A 1,678-nucleotide genomic window follows, 5' to 3' on the forward strand; every position below is an offset into this window, starting at 1 on the left:
CAGAGATTCCGCAAATGATTTTTAAAAAATAAAAAAGAGAGAATATTACTTTAAACAGTATTTTCTACACTAAAATCAGCTCAAATAAGATACAGAACCCCCTTTCCCCCATTGAAATGGAAGGTTTTTAGCATATTTGCTTTGCAGTTCTATAACCAACTGAACAAATTCAGATATTATCCTGAAGAAGCTCCTGGATAATATAGTGGTTCATTTAAGCGGATAATTCCTCTGTAAAATCTTCTTAAAAATATCTTTTTAGTATCTTTTTTAAAATCAAAAGTTCTTAAATTTCTGTAGATATATAAATGGAATAAATTATATGCTATCAGATAAACATAATACATAGCCTGTATTACATGAGGATCACTGCTAAAAACATGATCAAAGTTCCAGTGTGTTTTTAGCCAGTGGAAAACACTGTTTTCTTCATCCCAGCGTCTGTGGGCTATCTTCCAGGCGGTTAATGCTTTCAGCTGGATCTTTTCCATGGTGGTAGCAAAATAATGGGTTGTAGTTTCTTCTTTAACTATCTCTCTATCTTTATTAACTACTTTTTTTCTTTCTTCTACTTTTAATACTCTAAGTGGTTTATCTACATCAGACCAATTAAAATTCTCTTCATCCCAGATTTTAAGATCATAAAAAGTACCTGTGGTTCTTTCTTCATCTCCGGGATTAATACCTTCATATATATGATCAGGCTTTCTGTTTTTAGTTAAACCTTCAGCATCTTTTATTAAATTATTTTCCTGTTTAACTCTAACTACTACATCTTTATTATTTCTTATACAGGTATTGATAAATGGTGCATTTATGTAGAGTGAATCAACCACAATTACATCACAATACTGGTGATGATCCCTGTTGAGACTCCTAACAAGCTTTTTAGCTGCAGTTAGCTCACCTTCTCCAGCCTCAATTCTCTCCATCTTTAAAATCGGAGCAAAGCCTTCACCCACATAAGAGGCTGCTATCATTTTTTCATGATATTTTATTGATTTCCCCTCATTGTGCTCATATTTATGAGCGTTTTTACCTAATCTCTCACTTTCCATGCTAAAGACATTGCTGCCATCTATTGCAACTACCTTTAAACCATCTATTGTATTCGCGTTTAATGATTTATTATATCTGGCTTTCTGAATAGTATCTACTGCTATCTGTCTTAGATCATCCAAATTAGCATGCTTTAGAGCATAGGATATGGTATCTGCAGATGGTAGATTTGTATTCTCAAAAAACTCATCAAAATCACCATCATTAATTGCCTCTTCCATAGTTTTAAAATTGTGCAATCCAGACATTAAAGAAAAAAGATTAACTAAAATTACAGTTGGTAGTTTTACTGAAGGATGAACTCTTTTATCTTCAATCTGCTCTAATTTTTGAATTAAATCGTAGACCCTGTTACAATATTGATAACAACTTAATGTATGATTTTTAGTTTTCATTTTTCCCCGTCTCCTTTTTTGTGTGTTTTTCTTGTCAATTAACACTTTCAAAAAAGGGCGGGGATTTCCTTTATTAAAGCCCGAATTATCAATCATCATAAGGTTTTTAATTGGGATAATTGTATGACTAATATTTCTAATATTCTTTATTTTGGAACTACTGCTGAGAATACTGTTTGAACTGTATTCTCCTTATTTTTTAAAAATCATTTGCGGAATCTCTG

At 31.9% G+C, this 1,678-nt stretch carries 1 protein-coding gene; it reads right to left on the minus strand.

Translation table 11 applies throughout. The features are described 5' to 3' along the window. Positions 1–176 precede the first annotated feature (176 nt). Positions 177–1,454, minus strand: a complete 1,278-nt coding sequence (locus BW929_RS15040) for a transposase (RefSeq protein ID WP_076546279.1) — start codon at positions 1,452–1,454, stop codon at positions 177–179. Positions 1,455–1,678 lie beyond the last annotated feature (224 nt).

The sequence above is a fragment of the Halanaerobium kushneri genome, assembly GCF_900156285.1.
Lineage (GTDB): Bacteria > Bacillota > Halanaerobiia > Halanaerobiales > Halanaerobiaceae > Halanaerobium > Halanaerobium kushneri.